Origin of the sequence: Streptomyces sp. MAR4 CNX-425, from assembly GCF_048656465.1 — a bacterium.
In the GTDB taxonomy this organism is placed as follows: domain Bacteria; phylum Actinomycetota; class Actinomycetes; order Streptomycetales; family Streptomycetaceae; genus Streptomyces.
Genome location: NZ_JBMDLF010000005.1, coordinates 489,665 through 514,732 on the forward strand (window position 1 = coordinate 489,665; position 25,068 = coordinate 514,732).

Annotated in this window: 20 protein-coding genes and 1 tRNA gene; 11 read left to right on the top strand and 10 right to left on the bottom strand. The window is 74.2% G+C overall.

Annotated features, from left to right (window positions below; all coding sequences use genetic code 11):
- Positions 1-91 precede the first annotated feature (91 nt).
- A complete protein-coding gene (locus ACHZ99_RS17815; protein ID WP_420305586.1) occupies positions 92-1,696 on the top strand; it encodes a M28 family peptidase in 1,605 nt (534 codons plus the stop codon).
- 145 nt (positions 1,697-1,841) lie between these two features.
- Complete coding sequence (locus ACHZ99_RS17820) at positions 1,842-4,658, top strand: AAA family ATPase (protein ID WP_420305587.1); 2,817 nt, start codon at positions 1,842-1,844, stop codon at positions 4,656-4,658.
- A 57-nt stretch (positions 4,659-4,715) separates the two neighbouring features.
- Here the strand turns inward: ACHZ99_RS17820 and ACHZ99_RS17825 are convergent, their stop codons facing one another.
- Entirely contained in the window at positions 4,716-5,141 is a 426-nt protein-coding gene (locus ACHZ99_RS17825; protein WP_420305588.1) for an ArsI/CadI family heavy metal resistance metalloenzyme, read from the bottom strand.
- A 132-nt stretch (positions 5,142-5,273) separates the two neighbouring features.
- Here ACHZ99_RS17825 and ACHZ99_RS17830 point away from each other — a divergent pair, with 132 nt between their 5' ends.
- Positions 5,274-6,326 (top strand): flavin-containing monooxygenase, encoded by a 1,053-nt coding sequence (locus ACHZ99_RS17830; protein ID WP_420305589.1) that lies wholly within the window; start codon positions 5,274-5,276, stop codon positions 6,324-6,326.
- A 543-nt stretch (positions 6,327-6,869) separates the two neighbouring features.
- Here ACHZ99_RS17830 and ACHZ99_RS17835 read toward each other — a convergent pair.
- The 3 genes from ACHZ99_RS17835 to ACHZ99_RS17845 form a co-directional block, all read right to left on the bottom strand.
- Positions 6,870-7,133, bottom strand: a complete 264-nt coding sequence (locus tag ACHZ99_RS17835; RefSeq protein ID WP_420305590.1) for a GNAT family N-acetyltransferase — start codon at positions 7,131-7,133, stop codon at positions 6,870-6,872.
- A 239-nt stretch (positions 7,134-7,372) separates the two neighbouring features.
- Positions 7,373-7,446 (bottom strand) — tRNA-Pro (locus tag ACHZ99_RS17840).
- Positions 7,447-7,497: 51 nt separating this feature from the next.
- Positions 7,498-8,430 carry a metallophosphoesterase gene (locus ACHZ99_RS17845; protein ID WP_420305591.1) on the bottom strand — a complete coding sequence of 311 codons (933 nt, stop codon included), beginning with the start codon at positions 8,428-8,430 and terminating at the stop codon, positions 7,498-7,500.
- A gap of 94 nt (positions 8,431-8,524) precedes the next feature.
- Between ACHZ99_RS17845 and ACHZ99_RS17850 the strand changes: the two genes are divergently transcribed.
- Complete coding sequence (locus ACHZ99_RS17850) at positions 8,525-8,995, top strand: GatB/YqeY domain-containing protein (protein WP_420305592.1); 471 nt, start codon at positions 8,525-8,527, stop codon at positions 8,993-8,995.
- Positions 8,996-9,182: 187 nt separating this feature from the next.
- On the opposite strand, the gene ACHZ99_RS17855 is transcribed toward ACHZ99_RS17850, so the two are convergent.
- Positions 9,183-11,489 (bottom strand): transglycosylase domain-containing protein, encoded by a 2,307-nt coding sequence (locus ACHZ99_RS17855; RefSeq protein ID WP_420305593.1) that lies wholly within the window; start codon positions 11,487-11,489, stop codon positions 9,183-9,185.
- A gap of 385 nt (positions 11,490-11,874) precedes the next feature.
- Between ACHZ99_RS17855 and ACHZ99_RS17860 the strand changes: the two genes are divergently transcribed.
- Positions 11,875-12,231 carry a WhiB family transcriptional regulator gene (locus tag ACHZ99_RS17860; protein ID WP_027753002.1) on the top strand — a complete coding sequence of 119 codons (357 nt, stop codon included), beginning with the start codon at positions 11,875-11,877 and terminating at the stop codon, positions 12,229-12,231.
- Positions 12,232-12,393: 162 nt separating this feature from the next.
- Here ACHZ99_RS17860 and ACHZ99_RS17865 read toward each other — a convergent pair whose 3' ends face one another.
- Both ACHZ99_RS17865 and ACHZ99_RS17870 read right to left on the bottom strand, forming a co-directional pair.
- Positions 12,394-13,629: an ArsA family ATPase gene (locus tag ACHZ99_RS17865; RefSeq protein WP_420305594.1), complete on the bottom strand. Its 1,236-nt coding sequence runs from the start codon at positions 13,627-13,629 to the stop codon at positions 12,394-12,396.
- Positions 13,626-14,609 (bottom strand): ArsA-related P-loop ATPase, encoded by a 984-nt coding sequence (locus ACHZ99_RS17870; RefSeq protein ID WP_420305595.1) that lies wholly within the window; start codon positions 14,607-14,609, stop codon positions 13,626-13,628. Before ACHZ99_RS17870 ends, ACHZ99_RS17865 begins: the two co-directional genes overlap by 4 nt.
- A 144-nt stretch (positions 14,610-14,753) precedes the next feature.
- Between ACHZ99_RS17870 and ACHZ99_RS17875 the strand changes: the two genes are divergently transcribed.
- From ACHZ99_RS17875 to ACHZ99_RS17890, 4 genes are all read left to right on the top strand, one after another.
- Positions 14,754-14,909, top strand: coding sequence for a DUF4177 domain-containing protein (locus ACHZ99_RS17875; RefSeq protein ID WP_106963055.1), 156 nt, complete (start codon positions 14,754-14,756; stop codon positions 14,907-14,909).
- Positions 14,909-15,376, top strand: coding sequence for a RidA family protein (locus ACHZ99_RS17880; RefSeq protein ID WP_420305596.1), 468 nt, complete (start codon positions 14,909-14,911; stop codon positions 15,374-15,376). Before ACHZ99_RS17875 ends, ACHZ99_RS17880 begins: the two co-directional genes overlap by 1 nt.
- A gap of 100 nt (positions 15,377-15,476) precedes the next feature.
- Positions 15,477-16,472, top strand: a complete 996-nt coding sequence (locus tag ACHZ99_RS17885) for an NUDIX hydrolase (protein WP_420305597.1) — start codon at positions 15,477-15,479, stop codon at positions 16,470-16,472.
- A gap of 205 nt (positions 16,473-16,677) precedes the next feature.
- Positions 16,678-17,511, top strand: coding sequence for an MBL fold metallo-hydrolase (locus tag ACHZ99_RS17890; RefSeq protein WP_420305598.1), 834 nt, complete (start codon positions 16,678-16,680; stop codon positions 17,509-17,511).
- A 64-nt stretch (positions 17,512-17,575) separates the two neighbouring features.
- Here ACHZ99_RS17890 and ACHZ99_RS17895 read toward each other — a convergent pair whose 3' ends face one another.
- A complete protein-coding gene (locus tag ACHZ99_RS17895; RefSeq protein WP_420305599.1) occupies positions 17,576-18,250 on the bottom strand; it encodes a Crp/Fnr family transcriptional regulator in 675 nt (224 codons plus the stop codon).
- A 427-nt stretch (positions 18,251-18,677) separates the two neighbouring features.
- Here ACHZ99_RS17895 and ACHZ99_RS17900 point away from each other — a divergent pair, with 427 nt between their 5' ends.
- Together ACHZ99_RS17900 and ACHZ99_RS17905 are read left to right on the top strand one after the other, a co-directional pair.
- Positions 18,678-19,706, top strand: a complete 1,029-nt coding sequence (locus tag ACHZ99_RS17900; protein ID WP_420305600.1) for an ATP-binding cassette domain-containing protein — start codon at positions 18,678-18,680, stop codon at positions 19,704-19,706.
- Complete coding sequence (locus ACHZ99_RS17905) at positions 19,703-20,524, top strand: ABC transporter permease (protein WP_420305601.1); 822 nt, start codon at positions 19,703-19,705, stop codon at positions 20,522-20,524. Before ACHZ99_RS17900 ends, ACHZ99_RS17905 begins: the two co-directional genes overlap by 4 nt.
- On the opposite strand, the gene ACHZ99_RS17910 is transcribed toward ACHZ99_RS17905, so the two are convergent.
- Both ACHZ99_RS17910 and ACHZ99_RS17915 read right to left on the bottom strand, forming a co-directional pair.
- Positions 20,521-23,994, bottom strand: a complete 3,474-nt coding sequence (locus ACHZ99_RS17910) for an AfsR/SARP family transcriptional regulator (protein ID WP_420305602.1) — start codon at positions 23,992-23,994, stop codon at positions 20,521-20,523. The genes ACHZ99_RS17905 and ACHZ99_RS17910 overlap by 4 nt on opposite strands.
- A gap of 97 nt (positions 23,995-24,091) precedes the next feature.
- Entirely contained in the window at positions 24,092-24,946 is an 855-nt protein-coding gene (locus tag ACHZ99_RS17915) for a geranyl diphosphate 2-C-methyltransferase (protein ID WP_420305603.1), read from the bottom strand.
- Positions 24,947-25,068: the final 122 nt, after the last annotated feature.

The following is a 25,068-nucleotide window of genomic DNA, read 5'->3' on the forward strand; positions in this document are numbered from 1 at the left end:
CCCGCGCCACCACACCCGGGCGGCCACCGGCCGCCCCGGGTGCCCTGCCCTGTGCCATGACGACCTGGAAGGACACACCGTGCGTCGACGTATGAGAGCGTCGGCCGGGATTCTGGCCACGGCGGCCGTGCTCGTGGCGACCGTCCACGCGGGTACGCAGACGGCCGCGGCGCAGTCACCTGCGCGGCAGCTCCGATCCGCCGCTCCGGACATCTCCCTGGCCAACGTCAAGGGACACCTCAGCGAACTCCAGCGCATCGCGGACGCCAACGGCGGCAACCGCGCCCACGGCCGCCCCGGTTACCGGGCGTCGGTCGACTACGTCCAGGCCCAGCTCGACGCGGCCGGCTTCGAGACCCGGCTGCAGCCCTTCAGCTACGGGGGATCGACCGGCTGGAACCTCATCGCGGACTGGCCGGGCGGAAACCCGGAAGACGTGCTGATGGTCGGCGCGCACCTCGACAGCGTCACCAGCGGCGCCGGCATCAACGACAACGGCAGCGGCTCGGCGGGCATCCTCGAAGTCGCCCTCCAGGTCGCGCGGTCCGGCTACACGCCGGAGAAGCACCTGCGGTTCGCCTGGTGGGGCGCGGAGGAGCTCGGGCTCATCGGCTCCCGCCACTACGTCAACAGCCTGACCGCCGCCGAGGTGGCGAGGATCGGCGGGTATTACAACTTCGACATGATCGGCTCGCCCAACGGCGGCTACTTCATCTACGACGGCGACGACTCCGACGGCACCGGCTCGGGCCCCGGGCCGGACGGGTCGGCGTACCTCGAAGACGTGCTGGAGGACTACTTCGCCTCGATCGGCGTGCCCAGCCGGGGGACCGACTTCAGCGGGCGCAGCGACTACGGGCCGTTCATCGCGAGGGGCGTGCCCGCGGGCGGCACCTTCACCGGCGCCGAGGGGCGCAAGACCCAGGCGGAGGCCCAGATGTGGGGCGGCACGGCGGGCAGCGCCTACGACCGCTGCTACCACTCCTCCTGCGACGGCATCGGGAACATCAACGACACGATCCTCGACCGCAACGCCGACTCCGTCGCCTACGCCGTGTGGACGGTGGCGGGGCAGGTCGCCGACCACGACTTCTCGGTGTCGGTGTCGCCGGCGTCGGGTTCGGTGGACGCGGGCGGGTCGCTGACCGCGTCGGTGGCCACCGAGGTGACCAAGGGCAATGCGCAGCAGGTGGCGTTGTCGGCGTCGGGTCTGCCACAGGGCGTCACCGCGGCGTTCGACCCGGAGACGGTGACCGCCGGTGGCGGCGCGGAGCTGACGCTGTCGGCCGCTGCTTCGGCGGCGTCGGGGCGGCACCGGGTGACGATCACGGCGGCGGGTACGGAGGTGACCCGTACCGCGTCGTTCGAGTTGACGGTCAACGGGACGTCTTCCTGCCAGGGCGCGCACACGTACACCGGTCAGCTCACCGATGGCCAGGTGGTCTATCAGCCTGACGGGAGCTACTTCCAGAGCGCGGCTGGCGGTCACAGCGCTTGCCTGGACGGGCCGGAGGGCACCGACTTCGACCTGTACCTCCAGCGGTGGAACGGCTACTCCTGGACAGACGTGGCCCAGGGCACCAGCCCCGGCCCGGACGAGGAGCTGACCTACACCGGCAGCACCGGCTACTACCGCTACCAGGTCCACTCCTACAGCGGCAGCGGCAGCTACACCCTGTCCTACGACACCCCCTGACCCGCGCCACCACACCGGGCGGCCACCGGCCGCCCCGGGCTGTATTGAGCTGGACACGTCAGCGGGTCTATCGTTTGGGTACCGTCGGACGACACAAAGGTGCTGTGAGCACGTGCGGGTGACGAGCCGAGACAACGAAGCGCGCGTGCCGTCCCGTCCCCTGGTTGGCCGCGACGACGTGCGCGCCGCGGTCGGAGCCCGCCTCACGGCACACGAGAACGTGGTGCTCACCGGCCCGAGCGGCATCGGCAAGACGGCCATCCTGGACGCCGTGTGCGACACCGCCGCGGCCCGGGGCGAACTGGTCCTGCGCGTCGCCGGTACCGAGAGCGAGCGGTCCATCCCCTACTCCGGGATCGCCGAACTGCTGGAACAGCTTCCCCCCGCCGCCTTTGCCGGGCTGCCCGAGAGCCACCTCGCGCCGCTCGACGCCGTACGGCGCGGCGAGCCGCCGCGCGGCGGCACCGGCCAGTCCCGGCACGCCCTGCTCCTCGCGCTGCGCAGGCTCCTGGCGGGCCACGCCGCGCGGCAGGTCACGCTGCTGTGCGTCGACAACGCGCAGTGGCTCGACCCGCCGTCGATCGACGCGCTGTGCTACGTGGCGCGCCGCTTCGGCGGGCTGCCGGTGCGGGCGGCGGTGGCCGGTACGTGCCCGGACGGCGACGCCCCCGACGCCAGCCACTGCCCGTGGCTCCCGGCGGAGGCGGCGACGGAGATCCCCGTACCGCCCCTGGGACCCGACGGCATCGCCGAACTGCTCGACCCGCACGGGCTGCCCGCCCGCGTCGCCAGCGCCCTGCACGCCGACTCGCGCGGCAACCCCCGGCTGGCGCTCGCGCTCGCCGGCGCGTACCGGGCGCAGCGCACCCGCGTCGGCACGCCCGTACCGCTGACCGGCAGCCTGCGCACGTGGCTCGGCGAGCGGTTCGCCGCGCTGCCCGGGCGGGTGCGGCAGACCCTCCTCGTCGCCGCCCTCGCGGACCGTCCGACGGTCGAGCTGCTGCGGCGTACCCGCGGCGCCGAGGCCGACCGGGACCTGCGGATCGCGGCGTCGGCGGGGTTGCTCGTCGCCGACGGCAGCGCCGTGTGCTTCACCCCGCCCGCGGTGCGGTCGGTGATCGCGGAGTCGTACGACGCGACGCGCCGCGCGGCGGTGCACGTCAGGCTGGCCGCGGTCGTCACCGACAGCGCCGAGCGCGTGTGGCACTCGGCGCTGGTCTCGACCGAGCCGGACGCGGAGGCCGCCCGCGCCCTGGTCGCCGCGGCCCGCACGGCGGCCTGCCGCGGGCCGCGCGGGCTGGCGGCGGAGCTGTACCTGCTGGCCGCGCACCGGGCCCCAGCCGAGCTGAACGCGGAACGCGTCGACTGGCTGGTCGCCGCCGCTGAGACCGGCGCCGCCGCGATGCGGCCGGAGATCGTCCACCGCGCCGCCGACGAGGTCCTCGCCGCCGCCGAGTCGGTACCCGCCCAGCGCGTACGGGCCCGGATGGCCGTGATCGACCTGTCCGGCCAGGCGTTCTCCGTGATGGACGAGGTCTTCGTCGCCGCGCTCGTCGACGCCGAGCACGCCCCCGAGCTGGAGGCGGCGCTGCGGCTGCGGCTGTCCTGGGCGGCCCTGATCCACGGCGACCTCCCGCGCTGCGCGCAGGAGGCCGACCTCGCCGTCCGGCTCGCCGCAGACGTCGGCGACGCGGCCACGGAGTCGATGGCACTGGCGAACCGGGCCACCGTGGCCCGGGCGACCGGCGCGCGCGACTTCCGGGACCCGCTGCGCCGCGCGCTCGCCATTCCGCACGAGGTGCCGGACGGCTGGCTGCACCTGTCCGCGCGGTTCCTCGCCGCCCGCTTCGCGGTCTTCGACGACCAGCTCAAGCCCGCCCGGGACGAGTACCTGCGCATGCTGGCGATGATCGAGCGCGGCACCGGCGAGGAAGTCGTCGAGGTGCTGCGCGGCCTGTCCGAGATCTCCGCCCGGCTCGGCCGGTGCCGCGAGGCCCTCGACTTCGCCGGCCGCGCCATCCGCATCGCCGAGGACGCCGGGCTCAGCCCCGGCCCCTGCTGGCACAGCCGGGCCGTGGCCGAACTCGCCGGCGGCACCATCGAACGGGCCGCGGCCTTCGCGCGGCGCGGCATCCAGGCGTCCGAGCAGGAGGACGACGGCATCTACCTCTGCCGCCACCTGCACGTGCTCGCCCAGACCGAGCTGCGCACCGGCGACGCGCGCGGCGCGGTCGCCACGCTGCGCCGGCTGGCGGAGCTCGAACGCCGGCAGGGCGTCGCCGCGCCGCTGCTGCTGCGCTGGCACGCCGATCTCGCCACCGCTCTCGCCGCCACCGGCGAACTCACCGAAGCCGACGCGGTCATCGCGTCGACCCGCGGCATGCTCGAAGCGGAGGAGTCCGGCGCGGGAGTCGCCGCGCAACTCGACCGGGCCGAAGCGCTCGTACTCGCGGCCCGCGGCCGGGCCGACACGGGCATCGAGCTCCTCGGCGGCGCCGAACGACGCTTCCGCGCCCTCGGGCAGCCGCTGGAGCTGGGCCACTGCCATCTCGTACGCGGCCGACTGGAGCGGCGCCGCCGGCGGCACGGCGCCGCACGGGCGGCGGTGCTGGCCGCCCTGCGCGTCTTCACCAGCCACGAGGCGGCCCCCTGGATCCGGCAGGCCGGCCGCGGCACGGCCCTGGTCGACGCCGGCGGGCCGCACGACGGCCCGGCCACCGGCTCCGGCCCCGCCTCCGGCCGGGCGCGCGGCCTCGCGATGCTCACCGCGGCCGAGCGGCGCATCGCGCGGCTGGTCGGCGACGGCGCGAGCAACCAGGAGGCCGCCGCGCAGGTCGCCCTCAGCGTCAAGACGGTCGAGGCGTCGCTCACGCGGATCTATCGCAAGCTCGGGGTACGCTCGCGCACCCAGCTCAGCTCGCTGCTGCTCCAGACGGACCCGGACCACCGGCTGCGCAGCTGACCCGAGCCGGCACCGCCCCCTCCGCCACCGCCCACGCGTGCCGACAGCGCGCCGGGGTCAGCAGCAGGCGCCCGCGGGGGTGCAACAGGCGCTGTCCTGCTGCCTGGTCAGGGTGCCGGCGTCGGCCTTGACCACGTAGACCTCCCAGGGCTCCTGACCGGGGCCGCGGACCCAGACCTTGTCCTGGAGGGCGTAGCAGCAGGTGGTGTCCGCCTCCTCGGTGGTGGCGAGGCCCGCCCGACCCAGGCGGGCGGTGGCGTCGGCCACGGCCTCGCTGCTCCCGACCTCGACGCCGAGGTGGTCCATGCGGGTGTCGTCGCCGTCGTGTCCTTCGATGAGGACGAGCTTGAGCGGGGGCTCGGCGATGGCGAAGTTGGCGTAGCCGTCGCGGAGCTTGGTCGGCTCGGTACCGAACAGCTTTGTGTAGAAGGCGATCGACGCGTCCAGGTCGGGGACGCGCAGTGCCAGTTGTACGCGGGACATGACCGAACTCCTCGTATACGGGGACACCGCAGGGATACTGTTTCGACTTCCGTCGATGTCTTGCATTTCCATCATGGTCCTTGATTCGATGAACGTCAACATTGAAGAGCATCGAATCAAGGAGCCTTCCCGATGGAACACGTCGACGCCGTCGTGGTCGGCGCGGGGCAGTCCGGCCTGGCCGCGGCGCACGCCCTGCGGGCCGAGGGCCTGCGCCCGGTCGTCCTGGAAGCCGCAGACCAGCCCGCGGGCTCATGGCCGCGCTACTACGACAGCCTCACCCTCTTCTCCCCGGCCCGCTACAGCTCCCTGCCCGGCCTCGCCTTCGGCGGCGACCCCGACCGCTACCCGCACCGCGACGAGGTCGTGGCCTACCTGCTGCGCTACGCCGACCGCCTGGACGCCGACATCCGCACGCGGCAGCGGGTGCGCGAAGTCCGCGCCGACGGGGCGGGCTTCGCGGTGGACCTCGCGTCGGGAGCACGCCTCGGCGCCCGCGCCGTGGTGGCGGCGTCGGGCAGCTTCGGCCGCCCGTACCGGCCCGAACTGCCGGGACTGGAGTCCTTCACCGGCGAGGTGCTCCACGCCGCCGACTACCGCGGCCCCGAGCCGCACGCCGGCCGGCGCGTGGTCGTCGTCGGCTCCGGGAACTCCGCGGTCCAGATCGGCGCCGAACTCGCCCGCCACGCCCGCGTCACCCTCGCCGGCCGCCGCCCCGTCCGCCTCGCCCGGCAGCGCACCCTCGGCCGCGACCTGCACTGGTGGCTGACCCGCAGCGGCCTCGACACGGCCCCGCTGGGCCGCCTGGTACGTACCCCGCCCACCCAACTCGTCATCGACGACGGCCGCTACCGCGCCGCACTCGCCGACGGCGCCCCGGACCACCGCCCGCTGCCCACCGCCGCCGACGGCGCCCGGCTCACCTGGCCCGACGGCACCACCGAGGCCGTCGACACCCTGCTCTTCGCCACCGGCTACCGCCCGGACCTCGACTACCTCTCCCCCCTCGGCGCACTGGACGAGGCGGGGCACCCCCGCCACCGCGACGGCGCCTCCCGCACCCACCCGGGCCTGGCCTTCCTGGGCCCGGAGTGGCAGCGCAGCCTGTCCTCGAACTCGCTACGCGGCGTCGGCCGCGACGCCGCACGCACAGCCCGCCGCCTCGCCCGCCACCCCGGACGCTGACCCGCCCGCCAAGCCCCCCGGGCCGACCAGCCGGTGCCGACGCACGAAAACCGGGCCCCTGGGCGATGCGCACCGCTCCCCGGTGGGGGTGGACCGCCGTTCCGCCCACCAACGCGCCCCCGCACGGCCGTCGGCCGCACGGCGCCCGGCGCCGGTCGCCCCCGGGGAGGCCCGGGCAGCACACGAGTGCCCAACCGCCAACACCCCCGACACCGGCCACCAGGCAGAGCCGGTCAGCCCGCACCCCCACCCCCGCCGGACCAGGCCCCCCGGCCCCCGCCCCAACGATCACCGGAAAGCAGAAAGGGCCCGATCCGACTTCCGGATCAGGTCGTAGAACCAGTAGTTCAGGAACCGGGGATCATCCCCGCGTGGGCGGGGAGCACCCCTCGTTGACCTGCATCCTTTCCGACGTGGGCCGCCGGTTTCAATCACTTTCATAGAATCGGGCATTCTGGTCAATTATGCCTGCGTAGGGCGGAGTCAGGGGCAGTCAATGCGTCTTCCTCTGGAACAACGCCCCCGACCCTCTATGCGGCAGGTCTATGAGGCGGACGAGAGTGAAGCCCTGCTCTCCGTAGTAGCGCTGCAATCCTGGGTTGCTTTTCCCTGCGTCGAGTCGAAGTAGCGGCTTCCCGACTGGGCGGCGCGTTGCGCCGCACAGTCCAGCATCCTGGCCCCTACGCCTTGGCCTGCTGCGGAGCGCGTCACCGCCATGCGGTGAATGTAGAGAGCCTCCTCCGGCTGGTCGTCCGGCACCCAGAACTCAGGGTCGGCGTACTTGTCCAACTGGAGCGTGCCGGCCACCTCATCTCCGATGAAGGCGAGGCAGACCTCCCCGCGCCCGAGGCGGTCTACCGCAAGTAGCTCCGGGCCGTGATCACGCAGGGTGCCGAAGCGATGGATGACTCGCCAAAGATCAGGAAGGAGAGGACGGGGAAGAGGACGACGCGGTGGCCTGATCAAATTCGTTTGGCCCCCCGCTTGGACCCCCTAAGCACGACAGAGGCCCATTCGCGATCTCACGAATGGGCCTCTGACCTGCGTCGGGGTGGCGGGATTTGAACCCACGACCTCTTCGTCCCGAACGAAGCGCGCTGCCAAGCTGCGCCACACCCCGTGGCTGCGAGCACTACTGTAGCCCACCCTGGCGGGTCGGGTGAAATTCGTTTCAGGGTGTGGGGGTCAACGTGAGGAGTGTGGCTTCGGGGGGGCAGGCGAAGCGGAAGGGGGTGTAGCGGTTGGCGCCGCAGCCGGCGGAGACGTGGAGGGCTGCGCGGCGGGGGCCCGTGGTGTGGGTGGAGAGGCCCTTGACGCGGCCGGTGTCCAGGTCGCAGTTGGTCACCAGGGCGCCGTAGAAGGGGATGCAGAGCTGGCCGCCGTGGGTGTGGCCGGCGAGGATCAGGGGGTAGCCGTCGGCGGTGAAGGCGTCGAGGACGCGCAGGTAGGGGGCGTGAACCAGGGCGAGTGAGAAGTCCGTGTCCGGGTCGGGGCCGCCGGCGACCGCGGGGTAGCGGTCGTGCTTGATGTGCGGGTCGTCCAGGCCCGTCAGGCCCAGTACCGTGCCGCTGTCCAGCTTGAGCCGGCCGCGACTGTTGTCCAGGCCCACCCAGCCCGCCGCGTCGAAGGCGTCGCGGATGTCCTCCCAGGGGTTGCGGGGGACGTTGTGGGCGAGGCGGTCGCGGCCGTTGAGGCCGTGGATGCCGCGGGCCTTCTCGATCAGGTAGCGGCCGGGGTTTCGGAACGTCGGCGCGTAGTAGTCGTTCGAGCCGAAGACGTACGTCCCGGGGAACTCCATCAGCGGGCCCAGCGCGTCCAGCAGCTCCGGCACCGCGTCGGGGTCCGACAGGTTGTCCCCCGTGTTGACCACCAGGTCGGGCCGCAGTCCCGCCAGGGAGTGCAGCCATCGCCGCTTCACGCCCTGGCCCGAGACCATGTGGATGTCCGAGACCTGTAGCACGCGCAGCGGGTGCATGCCCTTCGGCAGTACGGGGACGGTGATCCGGCGGAGCCGGAAGGCGCGGGGTTCGACGGCGGCCGCGTAGGCGACACCGCCGGCCGAGAGGGCGGCCAGGCCCAGGGGGACTCCGTATCGCGCGCGCATTCTCCTATCGTCGCAGAGTGGCGGCGTACGGGTCCCGCTGGGCCTTCTCCGGCGCTGTCGGCGGGACGTCGGTGCGGCATGGGAGACTCCGGGCATGACCACGCTCAAGTCGAAGATGCAGGACGACCTCACGGCCGCGATCAAGGGGCGCGACGAGCTGCGCGCCGCCACGCTCCGGATGACGCTCACCGCGGTGACGAAGGAGGAGGTCGCGGGTGAGGCGGCGCGTGAGCTCTCCGACGACGAGGTGCTGCAGGTGATCACCCGTGAGGCCAAGAAGCGGCGTGAGGCCGCGGCCGCCTTCGAGAAGGGCGGGCGGGCCGAGTCCGCGGAGCGGGAGCGCGCCGAGGGCGAGGTGCTCGCGGACTACCTGCCGAAGCAGCTCGGCGACGAGGAGCTGGCCGCGCTGGTCGCCGAGGCCGTCGCGGAGGCGAAGGCGGGTGGCGCGGAGGGGCCGCGGGCCATCGGCGCCGTGATGAAGATCGTGAATCCGAAGGTCGCCGGGCGGGCGGAGGGCGGGCGCGTGGCCGCCGCCGTCAAGCGGGCTCTCGGGGCGGCCGGCTGACGAGGCCGGGCGACGCGGAGGGCCTGTCCCTCCGGGGCGGCTTCCGGCTCGGCCTGCCGTAGGCGTCGGCGTACCCGGCTGCCGGTGTGCCTGGCTGCCGGTGTGCCCGGCAGCCGGTTCGCCCCGCGGTCGGTTCGCCTGGCTGCCGGGGTGGCCCCGGTCGGTTCGCCGGCGCTCCCGGACGGCTCTAGCCGGCGTCCGGCCAGCCGCCCGGGCCGCTGTTGCCGTTCCCGCCGTCCGACCAGCCGCCGTCCAGCGAGCCGCCGTCCGTCGTGCCTCCGTCGAGCGTCCCGCCGTCGAGGTTGCCGCCGCCCGGGCCTCCGCCGCCCGGGCCCCCGCCGCCGTTTCCGCCGCCGATGAGGCCGCCGAGCGGGTTCTCCGGCTTGTCGTCCTCGTCTTCGTCCTCGTCGTCGTCGCCCCGGTCCGGGCGGTCCACCGGGACCGGGACCTTGTAGAGCTCCGGCGACGTCTTGCCGGACAGGGCGCCGTCCATCGCGTCGCGCCAGATCGGGCCGGGGACCGCGCCGCCGAAGACGCTGGCGTGGTAGGTGGGGCCGATCTGGATGTTCTCCATGGAGACGTCCTTCGTGGGGCCGCCGACCCACACGGCGCCGGCGAGGTCCGCCGTGTAGCCCACGAACCAGGCGGCCTTCCGCTCGTCCGTCGTACCGGTCTTGCCCGCGTTGTCGCGCCCGGTCAGGCCCGCCTCCTGGCCGGTGCCGTCCTCGACGACGCCGGACAGCAGGGTGTTGATCGTGCCGGCAGTCTTCTCCGACATGACGCGCTCGCACTTCGACTTCGGCACCGGGAGCTTCCGGCCCTTCGCGTCCTTGATCGACTCGATGGCGATCGGGCTGCAGTACTCGCCGCGGTTGGCGAAGGTCGCGTACGCGTTGGCCATCGCCAGCGGCGCGATGGTCTGGCCGCCGAGGGTGAGCGACGGGCTCTCCTGGAGCTCCTTGCCGTCGCCGCGGTGGACGCCCATGTTCTGCGCGAGCTCCTTGACGGGGCAGATGCCGATGTCGGAGATGAGGGAGACGAAGTAGGTGTTGATGGACTTGGCGGTGGCCTCGCGCATGCTGTACGGGCCGACCTCCTCCTCCGTCTCGTTCTCGACGTCGGAGCCCTCGGTGTTGACCCAGTTCTTGCCCTCCTCGCAGGTCTCCACCGGGCTGGGGTAGGGCATCTCGTTAGGGGACGGGTAGACCTTGGTGTTGGGCACGCCCCGCTCCAGGGCGGCCGCGGCGGTGATCGGCTTGAAGGTGGAGCCGACCTGGAAGCCGTAGTTGGACCCGTTCATGGATTTCTCCACGGACAGGTTGATCACGGTCTCGTTCTTGCCCGAGCCGTACGGCCTGGACTGCCCCATTGCGCGGATCTTGCCGTTGCCGGGCTCCACCATGGTCACGGCGGTGGCGACCTTGTCGTCCTGGTAGACGTGGTTCTTGATCGACTCGTTCGCGGACTTCTGCGCCACCGGGTCGAGGGTGGTGCGGATGGTCAGGCCGCCGCGGTCCCAGCGCCTGAGGCGGTCCTTGCGCGTCTCGCCGAAGCTCTTGTCCTTGAGAAGCACTTCGTGCACGTAGTCGCAGAAGAACGCGGCGCCGCTGCTGGCGGTGATGCACCCGCTGCGCGGCTGGCTGACCTTGAGGCCGAGCGGCTTCGACCTGGCCTTGGCGGCCTCGGCACGGGTGACGTAGTCGTTGCTGACCATGCGCTGCAGGACCGCGTTGCGGCGCTTCTTCGCCGCCTCCGGGTGGGTGATCGGGTCGTACGCGCTCGGTGACTGCACGAGGCCGGCGAGCATCGCCGACTCGGAGAGGGTCAGCTTGTCGGCGGACTTGCTGAAGTAGCGCTCGGAGGCGGCCTCGATGCCGTACGCCTGCTGGCCGAAGAAGGCGATGTTCAGGTAGTTCTCCAGGATCTCGTCCTTGGTCAGTTCCTTCTCGACCTGGATCGCGTACTTCAGCTCCTGGATCTTGCGCCCGAGCGTCTGCCGGGTGGCCTCGGCGACCTTTTCGGCGTTGTTGCCGGCCTCCTCGACGAAGACGTTCTTCACGTACTGCTGGGTGAGGGTGGAGGCGCCCTCGGAGACCGTGCCGGACTGCGCGTTGCTGCTGAGCGCGCGCAGGATGCCCTGGAAGTCGACGGCGCCGTGCTCGTAGAACCGCTCGTCCTCGATCGCGACGATCGCCTGCCGCATCACCGGCGCCATGTCGTCGAGGTCGACGACCGTGCGGTTGCGCGAGTAGACGTCGGCGAGGTGGCCGCCCTCGCGGTCGAGGATGGTGGTCTTCTGGCTGAGCGGCGGGCGCTTGAGGTCCGCGGGGATGTCGTCGAACTCGGACACCGTGCCCTTCGCCGTCAGCCCCAGCAGGCCGGCGGCGGGCAGCGCGAGGCCCGCGAGCACGGTGCCTGCGAGGACGCTGACGCCGAGGAACTTCGCGGCTTGCTGCGTGGCGGTGAGCCCGCCGCCCGGGCGCTTGTAGGCCATGGAGCCCACCCTAACTTCTGATTCCGCGGACAGCCGCCCGTCTGTTCGCCTACTCTGTTTTCGGCCATCACCACCGGCTGCGGATCGTCTCACCCATTGGTTCACTCCTGTGGGTGATGAGGCTTGACCGAATTGACGCCATGTGACGCCGGGGCCTGTTCGCGGGCGGACGCCCCGCCCGTTTTGGCCGGATCGTCCCTGGCGGGGGGCCCTCACTCCGGTGGGTGATCCGCCGCGTACGCATAGTCCGTTCGGGCCATTCAACTTTGGGCCTGACGGGGGTGTTGCGTTGCCGCACTCCTTCCGTAACGTCCTCAACTGGCAACGGTGCATATGCCCTTTGCCGCCGTGGGGGAGCCTCAATTCGGGAGAGGACGGCACCAGCATGAGCTGGGTTACCGACTGGAGCGCACAGGCAGCCTGCCGCACTGCCGATCCGGACGAGTTGTTCGTGCAAGGCGCGGCGCAGAACAGAGCCAAGGCGGTCTGCACCGGATGCCCGGTGCGTACCGAGTGCCTCGCCGACGCCCTCGACAACCGCGTCGAGTTCGGCGTATGGGGCGGCATGACCGAGCGCGAGCGCCGCGCGTTGCTGCGCCGGCGGCCGACGGTCACGTCGTGGCGCAGGCTGCTGGAGACGGCGCGCGAGGAGTACGAGCGCGCGGGGACACCGCTGCACGAGGGCGCCCTGCACGAGGACGCGCTGCGCGCGGCGGAGGAACTGCCGGTCGCCGCAGGCTGACCCCGGGTTCGGGGCCCTGTGCCCGTCAGCGAGCCCGCTCTGAGTTCGTCCTGCCCGCCGCCGCGGGCCGCGCGCCGGCCGTGCGCCGTGCGCCACGGCTTCCACCCCCACGCGCGCGTACGGGCCCGGGAACCCGCCGTCCACGCCCGGGAGGCCGCCCGGCTACGCGCCCGGCTTCTCCTGCGACGTCAGCCGCTCGGCCACGTCCCGTAGCCCCGCGAGGTCGTGCACGTCCCCCGGCAGCGCCGTGACCTGGGTCACGGGGACCTCGGGGTGGAGGGCCGCGAAGCGGTCCCGGGTACGGCGCTCGTGCGCGAGGACCTGCATCCGCTCCGCGTGCAGCCGCAGCAGCGCCGCCGCGCCACCCGAGGTGGCCCCTGCCGCCTCGCCCGCGCCGGCGCTCGTGTCGGCCGTTTCCGCCGCCCCCGTGCTCTGCGCGCCGGCGCCCGCGTCCTCCACACCCCGCTCGTCCAGCGCCTCCGCCGCCGCCAGCGCCCGCTCCGCGCTCAGCTGCGCCGCGTCGCTTTCGTGCACCCGGTTGAGCACCAGGCCCGCCAGCGGCATCCGGTCCGCTTCGAGCCGTTCGACGAAGTACGCCGCTTCCCGCAGCGCGTCCCGCTCCGGCGTCGCCACCACCAGGAAGGCCGTGCCGGGCGCCTGCAACAGCCGGTACGTGGCCTCCGCGCGCGTGCGGAAGCCGCCGAAGAGCGTGTCCATGGCGGCGACGAACGTCTGCACGTCGCGCAGCAGGGACGAGCCCAGCAGCTTGCCGAGCGTGCCCGTCATCATCGACATCCCGACGTTGAGGAACTTCATTCCCGCCCGGCCGCCCGCCTTCGCCGGCGCGGTCAGCATCCTGATGAAGCGCCCGTCGAGGAACGAGCCCAGCCGCTTCGGCGCGTCCAGGAAGTCCAGCGCGGAACGGCTCGGCGGGGTGTCCACGACGATCAGGTCCCAGGAGTCGCGGGCCCGCAGCTGGCCCAGCTTCTCCATCGCCATGTACTCCTGGGTGCCGGCGAACCCGGCCGACAGCGACTGGTAGAAGGGGTTCTCCAGGATGGCGCGGGCCCGGTCTTCGTCCGCGTGCGCCTCGACGATCTCGTCGAAGGTGCGCTTCATGTCGAGCATCATCGCGTACAGCTCGCCGGGGCCCTCGACGCCCTCGACCCGGCGCGGGCTGTTGTCCAGGGCGTCGATGCCCATGGACTGCGCCAGCCGCCTCGCCGGGTCGATGGTGAGCACGACGACGCGACGGCCGCGCTCCGCGGCCCGTACGCCCAGGGCGGCGGCCGTCGTCGTCTTGCCGACGCCGCCGGCGCCGCAGCAGACCACGATGCGCGTCTGCGGGTCGTCGAGGAGCGCGTCGGCGTCCAGCCGCGGCGCGGTGTCGAGGCTCATAGGGGCCACTGCTTTCCCAGCTCGCCGGACAGCCGGTAGAGGCCGGCCAGATCCACTCCCTCGGTGAGCAGCGGCAGCTCGTACTGCGGCAGCTCCAGCCGCGCCAGCGCCGCCCGCTGCGTACGTTCCAGGGCCAGCCGTTCCGTGTGCTCACGCGCCTGCCGCAGCAGCGGGGCGACCAGCCGCTCCGCCCGCGCGCCCCGGCTCGCGCCGCCCAGCCCGGCGGCGGACAGCGCGGTGGCGAGGGCGGCGGGGTCGGCTTCGGCCCGTTCCAGCGCGGCGTCGTCCATGAGGGCCGGGCGGACCATGTTGACCACCGCGGCGCCGACCGGCAGCCCGGCCCCGCGCAGTTCGGCGACGCCGTCGACGGTCTCCTGGACGGGCATGTCCTCCAGGAGGGTGACGAGGTGCACCGCGGTACGGGCCGAGGTCAGCACCCGCATCACGGACCGGGCGTGGTTGTGGATGGGCCCGGCCTTGGCGAGCCCGGCGACCTCGGCGTTGACGCCCAGGAAGCGGGTGATGCGGCCGGTTGGCGGGGCGTCCATGACCACCGCGTCGTACTCGTGCCGCCCGTGCTTGTCCTGCCGGCGGGCCGCCTCGCACGCCTTGCCGGTGAGCAGGACGTCGCGCAGGCCGGGGGCGATGGTGGTGACGAAGTCGATGGCGCCGAGGCGGCGGAGGGCGCGGCCTGCACTGCCCATCCGGTAGAACATCTGCAGGTAGTCGAGGAGGGCCTGTTCGGCGTCGATGGCGAGCGCGTACACGTCGCCGCCGCCGGGGGCCGACGCGATCCGCCGCTCGCCGTACGGCAGCGGCTCGGTCTCGAAGAGCTGGGCGATGCCCTGACGGCCCTCCACCTCGACGAGCAGCGTGCGCCGGCCGTCGGCGGCCAGGGCCAGCGCCAGGGCGGCGGCCACGGTCGTCTTGCCGGTCCCGCCCTTGCCGGTCACCACGTGCAGCCTTTGGAGCCCGCTCATGCCCGCGAGCCTAATTCCTCGTCGCGTATCTCAGCAGACCGCCTCTGCCCGACGGCCCCTGCGGGCCCACTTCGAGGGCCCCGGCGACGGTCCCGGGCGACGGCCCCAAGCGGGGGACAGGCGGGGCGGGCTACAGTCTGGCCCATGACGAAGTGGGAATACGCGACCGTGCCGCTGCTCGTACACGCGACCAAGCAGATCCTGGACCAGTGGGGCGAGGACGGCTGGGAGCTCGTGCAGGTCGTGCCGGGGCCGAACACCGAGCAGCTGGTGGCCTACCTGAAGCGGGAAAAGAGCTGATGGCGGGGCGGGTCGAGGCCAGGCTCGCGGAGCTGGGGCTGAGCCTGCCCGAGGTCGTGCCGCCGCTGGCGTCGTACGTACCGGCGGTGCTGAGCGGGCCGTACGTGTACACCGCCGGACAGCTCCCGATGGTCGACGGCACGCTGCCGGTGACCGGGAAGGTCGGGGCGGAGGTCACGCCGGAGGAGGCCCGGGAGCTGGCGGCGCGCTGTGCGCTGAACGGGCTGGCGGCGATCAGGTCGGTCGCCGGGGACCTGGACCGGGTCGTACGGGTGGTGAAGGTCGTCGGCTTCGTCGCCTCGGCGCCGGACTTCACGGCGCAGCCGGGCGTGATCAACGGGGCGAGCGAGCTGCTCGGCGAGGTGCTGGGCGAGGCGGGCGTGCACGCGCGCAGCGCGGTGGGGGTCGCGGTGCTGCCGCTGGACGCGCCGGTGGAGATCGAGTTCCAGGCGGAGCTGAGGGCGTAGGCCCGGCGCGGGCGGGCCGGGTTGTCCACATGGCGAGGGTTGTCCACAGGCTGAGGCTGCCCCCTCGAACATGCCGACGGCAGCCCGTAGGCTCCTGGTCATGTCCGAAATGAACGCCGCGAGCGGCGGTGCCGCCGGGAGCGCGGCCGGTGCGGCCGGGGCCGCCGCCGGAGCCGGTCCTGACGCGGCCGGTCGTGAGGCGGCCGGCGCCGGGGCCGGTGCTGACGCGGCCGCCGCCGGCGGGAGCGGCCGGTGGATCCCGCCCGCCGAGCGCGTCCGCGCGCTCGCCCGCGGCGAGCTGACGCCCGTCGAGCCGCGCCGCGCGGCGACGGTGCTGCTGCTGCGTGGGGCGGCGCCCGACGGCCCGTGGGTGTACATGCTGCGGCGGCGCGCCTCCATGGCCTTCGCCGCCGGTGCGTACGCCTATCCGGGTGGCGGCGTCGACCCGCGCGACGAGCGCCCGATGGACCCGGCGGCCTGGGCCGGGCCGTCGCCGGCCCGGTGGGCGGCGCGGCTCGGGGTGGCCGAGCCGGTGGCGCAGGCGGTGGTCTGCGCGGCCGTGCGGGAGACGTTCGAGGAGGCCGGGGTGCTGCTGGCCGGGGCCTCGGCGGCGGAGGTGGTCGCGGACACCACGGGGGCGGACTGGGAGGCGGACCGGGCCGCGCTCGTCGCCCGCGAGCTGGGCTTCGCCGACTTCCTCCGGCGCCGCGGCCTGGTCGTGCGGTCCGACCTGCTCGGCGCCTGGGCGCGCTGGATAACCCCGGAGTTCGAGGCCCGGCGGTATGACACCTGGTTCTTCGTCGCCGCCCTCCCCGAGGGCCAGCGCACGCGGAACGCCTCGACGGAGGCGGACCGCGCGGAGTGGGTCAGGCCCGCCGAGGCGGCGGCGCGGTACGACCGGGGCGAGCTGGCGATGATGCCGCCGACGATCGCGACGCTGCGCGGGCTCACGGAGTACGGGTCGGCGGCGGGGGCGCTGGGCGCCGCGGGGGAGCGGGACCTGGCGGCGGTGCTGGCGAAGGCCAGGGTGGAGGGGGACGAGGTGGTGCTGAGCTGGCCGGGACACGAGGAGTTCACCATGAGGCTGCCGTCGTGAGGGCGACGGCGGGGGCAGGGCAGGCGCGGGGCCCGGCGGGAGTCGGCGCGGGCGCGGCGGGAGTCGGCGCGGGCCCGGTGACGGGGCCCGAGACGGCGGTGCGGGCGGCACCTGTGCCCGGCGGAGCTGTGGGCGTGCGCGGCGGTGCGGTGGCCCGGCCCGGGGGCGTGGTGTGCGGGGTCGCGTCGCTCGCGGGGGTGGTCGCGTGACGGACGCGGCGGCGCTGCCCGGGCAGCCCCGGGGCGGCGTGCTCGGTGGGCCGGCGACCGCCCGCGCGACCTGCGTGCTGGCGCCCAACCCCTCGCCCATGACGCTCGACGGTACGAACACGTGGATCGTCGCCGAGCCGGACTCCCCGCGGGCCGTGGTGATCGACCCGGGCCCGCTGGACGAGGGCCATCTGGCGGCAGTCGTGGACACCGCGGAGCGGGCGGGCCTGCGGGTGGCGCTCACGCTGCTCACCCACGGGCACCCGGACCACGCCGAGGGCGCGGCCCGCTTCGCGGAGCTGACCGGGACGAAGGTGCGGGCGCTGGACCCGGCGCTGCGCCTCGGCGACGAGGGGCTGGCCGCGGGGGACGTGGTCGGCGTCGGCGGGCTGGAGCTGCGGGTCGTACCCACGCCTGGGCACACGGCGGACTCGCTCTGCTTCCACCTGCCGGCCGACGCCGCCGTGCTCACCGGCGACACGGTCCTCGGCCGCGGCACGACGGTGGTGGCCCACCCGGACGGCCGCCTGGGGGACTACCTGGACTCGCTGCGCCGGTTGCAGTCCCTGGCGGTGGACGACGGCGTCGCGACGGTGCTGCCGGGCCACGGGCCGGTGCTGGAGGACGCGCAGGGCGCGGTGGAGTACTACCTGGCGCACCGTGCGACGCGGCTGGCGCAGGTCGAGACGGCGGTCGAGAACGGGTACCGGACCGCGGCGGACGTGGTGGCGCACGTGTACGCGGACGTGGACCGTACGCTGTGGCCGGCGGCGGAGCTGTCGGTGCGGGCCCAGCTGGAGTACCTGGAGGAGCACGGCCTGATCACGTGACCGGGCCCGACCGGTCCACAGGCACCCCGCGGGGCCGGTCTGCCGCGGGTCTGCCCGCCCGGCCTCAGCGGCTCCGCTTGGCCAGGCGCTCCACGTCCAGCAGGATCACGGCCCGCGCCTCCAGGCGCAGCCAGCCGCGGCTGGCGAAGTCCGCCAGGGCCTTGTTGACCGTCTCCCGGGAGGCGCCGACCAGCTGGGCCAGCTCCTCCTGCGTCAGGTCGTGCACGACGTGGATGCCCTCGTCCGCCTGCACGCCGAAGCGCCGCGAGAGGTCCAGCAGGGCGCGGGCGACGCGGCCCGGGACGTCGGAGAAGACCAGGTCGGACATCTGGTCGTTGGTGCGCCGCAGCCGGCGGGCGACCGCCCGCAGCAGCGCGGAGGCGACCTCCGGGCGGGCGTTCAGCCAGGGCTGGAGGTCGCCGTGGCCCAGGCCCAGCAGCTTCACCTCGGTCAGCGCCGAGGCGGTCGCCGTGCGCGGGCCCGGGTCGAACAGGGACAGCTCGCCGATCAGCTCGCCGGGGCCGAGCACGGCCAGCATGTTCTCGCGGCCGTCGGGGGAGGTGCGGTGGAGCTTGACCTTGCCGTCGGTGACGACGTACAGCCGGTCGCCGGGCTCGCCCTCGTGGAAGAGCGCGTCACCGCGCGCGAGCGTCGACTCGGTCATGGAGGCACGCAGCTCCGCGGCCTGCTCGTCGTCGAGCGCGGCGAAGAGGGGCGCGCGCCGCAGAACGTCGTCCACGAGTTCTCTCCTTGTCGGGGTGCCCGGGCGACCGCGGGCGGGCCGCCGCTCGGTCGGCCCTTCGTTCTCCATGATGCCGGACAGTAAAACAGTGCGATCAGTCACAAGTTTGACGTACCGCAGCGTGAACCGTACGTCAGGGGTCCGATTGGCGGCACATTTCCGGTGGTCGGCGGAGGGCTCCCGGGGGCGTGCACGGGGGGCGCGCGGGCGGGCGCGGAAGCCCGGGCGGGCGCTCAACGAGCCGGTCGGGGGCGGGCTCGCGCGGGCCGCGCGGGTTGCCCCGTACGGCCCTGTTCCGCTCTCAGCGAACGCACCTCCAGTACCCGATAATCCGGACATCACGCCACCGTGACAGCGTCCTGTGCGCGCCGTGCCAGCGGTCCTCGGCACGCTCCTTCCCGCAGACCGGGAAGGAGACACCCGCATGACCTACGCATTCCGGGCCGAGGGCCTGGTCAAACGGTTCGGCGCGACGACCGCGCTGGCCGGTATCGACCTCGCGGCCCGGCAGGGCACCGTCCTCGGCGTCCTCGGCCCCAACGGCGCCGGCAAGACCACCGCCGTACGCATCCTCGCCACGCTCCTCCGCCCCGACGAGGGCGTCGCGACCGTCGGCGGCCTCGACGTCGTGCGCGACGCCGGCGAGGTGCGCCGGCTGATCGGGCTCACCGGCCAGTACGCCTCGGTGGACGAGGACCTGACCGGCACCGAGAACCTCGTGCTCATCGGCCGGCTCCTCGACCTGCGCACCGGCGACGCCCGGGCGCGCGCCCGGGAACTGCTCGCGCACTTCGAGCTGGCCGAGGCCGCCGGCCGCCCCGTGAAGACGTACTCCGGCGGCATGCGCCGCCGTCTCGACCTCGCCGCCTCCCTCGTCGGCCGGCCCGACGTCATCTACCTCGACGAGCCGACGACGGGCCTGGACCCGGTGCGCCGCGAGGACGTCTGGGGCATCGTCCGTTCCCTCGTCGAGGACGGCGTGACCGTGCTGCTCACCACGCAGTACCTGGAGGAGGCCGACGCGCTCGCCGACGAGATCTCCGTCATCGACCACGGCCGGGTCATCGCCCACGGCACCCCGGGCGAGCTGAAGCAGCGCGTCGGCGGCCGCCACCTCGACCTGCGCCCGCTGGACCCGGCGCGGCTGCTGGAGTCGGCGGAGATCCTCACGGCGGTGGCGGGCACCCATCCGGAGTCGCCGACGCGCGGCACGCTGACCGTCCCCGTCGAGGGCGACGGCATGCTCACCGCGGCCGTACGCCGCCTCGACGAGGCCGGGATAGCGGTGGCCGAGCTGGCGCTGCGGCTGCCCGACCTGGACGACGTGTTCTTCACCCTCACCGGCCACGGCACGGCCGCCCCCGCCGAAGCCCCGGCCGGAGCCCCGGCCGAGGGGGCGGCCGGAGCGGTCGGCGCCACCGGCACGAACCCGACCAAGGAGCCCGTCCGATGACCACGCTCACCGCCCCCGAGCGGACCGCCGCGCCGTCCCGCCGCGCGGGCGCCGCCCGCCCCTTCCCCCTCGTACGGCACAGCGCCGCGCTCGCCGGCCGCAGCCTGATCAAGACCGCGCGCACGCCCGAGCAGCTGATCGACGTGACGTTGCAGCCGATCCTCTTCGTGATCATGTTCCTGTATCTGCTGGGCGGCGCGGTCACCGGCTCGACGCAGGAGTACCTCCAGACCCTGCTGCCCGCGCTCATCGTGATGAACACGGTCTTCGCCTCCGTCCAGACCGGCATCAACCTCAACGACGACATCAAGAAGGGCGTCTTCGACCGCTTCCGGAGCATGCCCATCGCCCGCTCCGCGCCGCTGATCGGCTCGGTGCTCGGGGACCTGATCCGGTTCGTCATCCTGATGACGGTGCAGCTGGGATTCGGTTACGCGGTGGGCTTCCGGATCGAGACGGATCCGCTGTCGGCGCTGGCGGCCTGCCTGCTGGTGATGGTCTTCGCGTTCTGTCTGACGTGGGTGTTCGTGCTGATCGGGATGCTGGTACGGGAACCGGGCGCGGTGCAGGGCATCGGGTTCATGGCGATGTTCCCGCTGACCTTCGGGACCAACGTACTCGTGCCCACCGACACCCTGCCCGGCTGGTTGCAGGCGTGGGTCGACGCCAACCCGGTGACGGCGGTGATGGGGGCCGCGCGCGGGCTGATGACCGGGGGCGCGGTGGCGGGGCCGGTGCTGGAGACGGTGCTGTGGAGTGCGGGGGTGCTCGCGGTGTTCTTCCCGCTGGCGGTACGGGCCTACCGGCGGCGGGCCTAGGCGGTGCCCCCGGTGCCCGGGTGCTCGGCGGTGCCCGGGGGGCCGGTCACGTACGCGCGCAGCAGCTCGATCGCGTCGTTCTGCTTGAGCGCGGCGCCGCGGGCCCGGGCCGGTTCGAAGTCCGTGCCGAGTGCGCGGCGGAGCCGGGCGGCCAGGGCCGTGGCGTCGGGCAGGGAGGCGTCGCCGACTCCGCGGACGGCGTCGGCGGCGCCGAGCAGTTCGGCGGCGGCCCGGGCGGCCGGGGCGTTCCCCGGTGCGGCGTTCCCCGGTGCGGCGGCCGCCGTCTCCGCGTCCGTCGCCGCCAGCGTCGCCACCCCGACCCCGACGATCGCGACCACCGGCATGTCCTTCACGCCGACGCCGATGTCGAGCGCCGTCGCCAGTTCCGTACGGGCGCCGGTCAGGTCGCCCCGTACGCACGCCAGCAGCCCCCGCCCGGTCCGTACGATCGCCTCGATCTGCGGCACCGCCACCCCGCCCCGCCGCAGCGTCGCCAGCGACTCGTCGTACCACCGCGCCGCCTCGTCCCACTCCCCCGCGCAGCGCGCGAGGTCGCCCAGGACGTCCCGGCACAGCGCGGTGACGTGCGAGCGCCCGTCGCGCGCCGCCGTACGCAGCACGTGGTGCAACTCCGCGCGTGCCTCCTCCGTACGCCCCTGCGCCGCGTCGAGCGCCGCGAGCCGTACGCGCAACTGCCCCACGTCGTCCTCGGCGTGCACCTCGCGCATCAGCCGCAGCGCCTCCTCGTACCCCGCCCGCGCCCGCTCGGTGTCCCCCAGCAGCGCGCGGTACTCGCCGAGCTGGTGCAGCGCCATCGCCAGCCCCCACCGGTCGCCGACCTCGCGGAACCCGTCCGCCGCCGCCACCAGGTCCTCCGCCAGCCCCGGCGCGTAGCCCCGGTTCTCCCGGAACGCGGCCCGGATCATCCGCAGCAGCGCCCGCGTCCACGGGTCCGGGTGCGCCAGCCGCGCGTCGACCGCCGCGACCCCGCGCTCCGCGTCGTCCGTGAACATCGCGATGCCCGGTTCCAGCACCGCCAGCATCGGGTGCCCGCCCATCGGGTCGACGCGCGCCACCAGCGCCGTCAGCTCCTCGACGGCCTCGGCGCTGGGCCGGGTGTGGCCGGCGGTGGCGGAGTTGATCAGGTGGAAGCCGAGGGCGACGGCGTGCGGTTCGAGGGGCGGGTCGCCGGGGACGTCGAGTGCGAGGCGCAGCCAGTCGGCGGCCTCGGTGTGGTTGCCGAGGATCATCCAGTAGATGCCGAGGGCGGCGACCAGGCGGACGGCGGTCCCGGCGTCCCCGGCGTCGACGGCGTACCGCAGCGCCGCGAGGAGGTTGTCGTGCTCGGCGTCGAGCAGGGCGATCCAGCCGAGCTGTCCGCGGCCGCGGACCTCGGGGTCGGCGGTCTCGGCGAGCCGGAGGAAGTACGCGGCGTGGGCGGCCCGTACGCGGTCGAGGTCGCCGCTCCCGGCGAGGCGGTCGCGGCCGAACTCGCGGATGGTCTCCAGCATGCGGTAGCGCGGACCGGCGCTCGGCTCGCCCTGCGCGCCCTGCGGTGCCTCCGCGATCTGCAACAGGGACTTGTCGGCCAGGGCCGCGAGCAGGTCGAGTGCCGTGACGACGTCCAGGCCGCACACGCCCGCGACGGACTCGGGCGTAGCGCCGCCCGGGAACACCGACAGCCACTCCGCGAGCCGCCGCTCCTCGCCGTCGAGCAGCTCCCAGCTCCAGGCGACGACGGCCTGGAGCGTCCGGTGCCGGGGCAGCGCGGTCCGGCTGCCGGTGGTCAGCAGCCGGAACCGGTTGTCCAGCCGGGCGGCGACCTGCTCGACGGGCAGCGAACGCAGCCGGGCGGCGGCCAGCTCGATGGCCAGCGGCAGGCCGTCGAGGCGGCGGCAGATCTCGGCGACGGCGGCGGCGTTGCCGGGGCCGACGGCGAAGTCGGGGCGGGCGGCGCGGGCGCGGTCGGCGAAGAGGCGCACGGCGGGGGCGCCGGAATCCGTGGCCTCCGCGGCCGTCGCCGCTTCGGCGGCTGCCGTGGCTTCGGCGGCTGCCGTGGCGGTCGGCCGCGGCAGGCCCAGGGGCGGGACGGGGCAGAGGGCCTCGCCGTCGATGCCCAGCGGCTCGCGGCTGGTGGCGAGGACGCGCAGCTCCGGGCAGCGGCGCAGCAGGTGGTCGGCGAGGTGGGCGGCGGATGAGACGAGGTGCTCGCAGTTGTCGAGGACGAGGGTGGTGGGCGCGGCGGCGAGGGTGTCGGTGAGCCGGGTCAGGACGTCGCGCGGGGGGAGGTGGCGGTTGTCGAGTACGGCGGTCTCGCGCTGGCCGAGGGCGCCGAGCACGGCGAGGGGCACGTCGTCGCCGCCGGTCACCGGCGCGAGTTCGACGAGCCAGACGCCGCCGGGGGAGGTGTCGAGCAGCGTTTCGGCGACGGTCGTGGCGAGGCGGGTCTTGCCGGCGCCGCCGGGGCCGGTGAGGGTGACGAGCCGGGAGCCGCCGAGCAGCGCGCGCACCCGGCGCAGCTCGTCGTCGCGGCCGACGAAGCTGGTGAGGGCGGCGCGCAGGTTGGTACGGGCCGGGGGCGCGGGTTCGTCGGGGGCGTCGACGCCGCCCGGCCCGGTGGTGGCCGTACGGTACGGGCCGCCCGCGCGGCCGGCGCCGCCCGAGCCGCCGACGCCGCCCGGCTCATGCGAACCGCCCGGCCCGCCCGCACCACCCCGCCCCGCCGCGTCGCCCCGCAGCACCGCCACGTGCAGCTCCCGCAGCCCCTCCGACGGATCCACGCCCAGCTCCTCCGCCAGCAGCGCGCGGTACTCCTCGTACGCCGCCAGCGCCTCCGGCTGCCGCCCCGCCGCGCACAGCGCGCGGATCAGCAGTGCGCGCGGGCGCTCGCGCAGCGGGTGCGCCGTCGTGAGCGCCTCCAGCTCGGGGACCGCGGCATCCGGACGCGCGTCCGCCGGGCCGCCCGCGGCGAGGCCCGCCTCGGCGCGGTCCTCGGTCGCCGTCAGCCGCAGCTCCTCCAGCCGGTGCGCGGGCGCCGTCGCGAACGGCGCGTCCGCCACGTCCGCGAGCGCCGGCCCCCGCCACAGCGCCAGCGCCTCGTCCAGCCGCCGCCGCGCGGCCGCGGGGTCGCCCGCCGCCAGCGCCGCACGCCCGGCGTGCGCCAGCCGCTCGAAGCGCACGGCGTCCACCGCCTCCGGCGGCACCGCGAGGCGGTAGCCGGCGGGCCCGTACCCGATGGCGTCGGCCCGGCCGAGGGCGCGGCGGAGCCGGGAGACGAGGGATTGCAGCGCGTTGCCGGGGTCGGCGGGGACGGCGTCGCCCCAGAGGCCGTCGGCAAGCAGCGCCGTGCCGACGTACCGGCCGGGGTCGAGCGCGAGCCGGACGAGCAGGGCGCGCAGCCGGCCGCCGGCGATCTCCACCGGCACCCCGTCGACCGCCGCCTCAAGCGGACCCAGCACTCCGACGCGCACGCAGGCCAGCCTCTCACGTACCCCGTGAGCGGCCGATTTCCCTTTACCCGCCCCTGAACCACGGGGCCCTTCCCGGGCCGGACCCGACCGGGCCCGGTCAGACCCGGTCCGCGGCGATCAGCAGGTACTGGAAGCTGCCGCTGCGGTAGGCCGTGAGGAACGCCTCCTCGATTCCCGTGGCCACCGACGACTGCGCCCGCAACTCCCAGTACGGGATCGTCGCCTCCGTCAGGTCGATGACCTCCGCGGGCACGAGCCGGTGCGCCGCCAGCTCCTTGAAGTACGTCGACCGCGGGTGGACGTTGCAGATGTAGTGCGCGTTGATCTGGCTGACGGCGCGGGACGGCAGCCCGTACGCGTCGTTGTAGCAGCCGGTGATGGTCACGTACCGGCCGCCGCGCGTGAGCAGCCGGGAGTGCTCCTCGAAGAGCTGCGCCAGCTCCACGTACATGGTGCTCTCGTTGTTCCAGATGCCGCGGAACGCGCCCTTCTCGAAGCCCGTGTCGAGCATGTTCTTGAGGTGGAACCGCACGGCGCCGCCCAGCGCGCGGCGCTGCACCTGGTCGTTGGCGAAGGAGACCTGGGACTGCGAGATGGAGATGCCGTCGACGCGGCAGCCGAACCGCTCGTGCGCCATGAAGCTCGTGCCGCCGCGGCCCGAGCCGGCGTCCAGCAGCCGGGCGGCGGCGTCGGGCTCGCCGAGGTGGTCCAGCAGGAGCGTGGCCTGCGCGGTCTCCAGGCGGTGCATCTCCGCGATGATCCGCGCCTCCCGGGTCTCCTCCGGGCCCTCCAGCACGGACCGGTCGACCTCGCCGATGCCGTAGTGGTGGTGGTACGTCCCGCTGACGTCCCCGAGCCGCAGGTTGACCGGGTCCTTCTCCCGGTTCCAGTAGTCGGCGACGGAGTGCTGGTAGGGGCTGGTGAGGACGTTCGTGTCGGCGGGTGCCGCCATGGGCGTTCTCCTTCTGAGGGCGTGCCGAAGCGTGTTGCGGCTGCTGAGGTGGGGTCGGGCGCGCGCCGTGGTCGGAGGCGCGCGGGACGGGTCGGCTGACGGATCGACGGGCGGGTCGACGG